The 1,770-nt window shown below is 31.2% G+C and carries 2 protein-coding genes; both read right to left on the bottom strand.

The features are described 5' to 3' along the window. Positions 1–337 (bottom strand): hypothetical protein (locus EBS11_RS28225; RefSeq protein ID WP_290608835.1); only part of this gene is annotated, 337 nt, incomplete at its 3' end. A 5-nt stretch (positions 338–342) separates the two neighbouring features. Then, positions 343–1,770: hypothetical protein (locus tag EBS11_RS28220; protein WP_290608833.1), on the bottom strand; the 1,428-nt coding region annotated here is incomplete at its 5' end.

Raw genomic sequence — 1,770 nt, 5'->3', positions numbered from 1 at the left:
TTTGCATAAATGCTCCGGCTAACTTAAGTGCATCAGAAGCTTTACTAGATCCATTATCTGCTGCTTGACCAACAGCTAAAGCACCATTAATAAACATATTACCAATAGCACCCATAGGATTATTTTGTTTATCCTGTTGAGCTTGTTGTGCATATGCTAACATATTACCACCATAGTTAGGATATTGAAATATCTGTTGGTCTTGTAAACCACCACCGGTTTGCATCATTTTTAAAGCTGATGGATTAGCTTTAAAAAATGCTTCTTCTGTAGGATACTTCTTATAGAATTCCTTCTCAGATTTAACACCAGCCATTTTTAAAAATTTATCTTTCATTTTAGTTATTTGTATTTATTAAGCCAACTAGTTTGACCACCTTGTTTTTGTTCTTGTAATTGAGATGCTGCAGCTATTGGAGCACTTATACCCATGGCTGTATTAAACAAATTAGTTAAAGATTTATTATCTTTTAATAATTCAAAGAATCTACTTTGAACATTTGTTTTACCTTTTAAACCATCAGAAATAATCTTATCAACTTGTGATTGTGTAACTGTAGGTTCTAAGTTATATTGAGAACGTAACTCATTTAATCTTGCATGCACTTCTGTCGGTTTAGTAAGATATTTATCATGTTTACTGATTCTTTTACTTATATCAAAAGGTTCTCTAAACATTTGTTTTGTTGATTCTGCTAAGCCCTGGTCACCTGTAGTTAACCAATGTGTTCCTTCATGAATTGTTGTTCCTTTTACTGTAGGTTTCCAATTACTAAATGGATTAAATTTATTATAAAAAAATTCAGGATGCTCAGGATAAACATTAGTGTAACCACCCATATTATTACCATAACCACTATTTACACCTAAATATTTCTTATGTACAAAAGGTATTTCTTCATTATATTTTAAACTTACAATTGGATCTTTTCTAAAACCATATTTTAATTCTGCATATTTTTCTTTAGACATACCACTTGCAAAATCAGATCCTGCAGATTTATTTAAATTTATTGTAGAGTTAGGTTTTTCAATAACATCTGTTACTACATTTTTTTTATAAATTGGCATTATTAAATCATCTCCAATAGCCGAATTATATATTTGTTGATTAAATCTTTGTTTTATTTCTGGTTGTGAATACCAGTTTCTTAACCAATCAACACCAGCTTGTTTTTGTAATTCTACTTCTGATTTATTTAAAAATGCTTTTGGAATACTTTTATATATATTATTTGATAATGTATTTAATGGTCCACGTAATTCAGCAGCAGCTGGAGCTAAATATAAAGCATTCACACCAGCATTTAATGCATTACCAGCAGCCTCACTAAAATTACCTTTAGCTAAATTATTTACACCCATTGCAGTGTTACCTACTAAATCAGTTCCCGCAAATCCATAAGTAGCTGGATTAACTATATCTAATACATAGTCTAATGGATCAGCAGAACCTTTACGTTGTTCTGCTTGAGATACAAATGAACTAGCTTCTTTAGCTTTTTCATAATTTGATTTAGCCTTACCTTGAGTAATAGTACCAACACGCTTAGCATATTGGGCAGCTTCTGCTGCTTTTTTATTATTTAGATCAGGACTACTTACTCTTGTATTATCAGTATAACCAACATTACCGGCAGGACTAGTTCTTAGGTAAGGTTTATCAACAATAGGTTTCCAACCACCTGTTTGAAACTCATCTAACCACCCACCATACTTTTTATTTTCTGGGTAGTTATAACTATAACCTTTACCCTCAGTTACTTTAGC

Source organism: Janthinobacterium sp., from assembly GCF_009923995.1.
Lineage (GTDB): Bacteria > Pseudomonadota > Gammaproteobacteria > Burkholderiales > Burkholderiaceae_D > Janthinobacterium.
The sequence above is the reverse complement of the archived record's forward strand: the minus strand, read 5'-3'. Positions and strand labels throughout refer to the sequence as shown.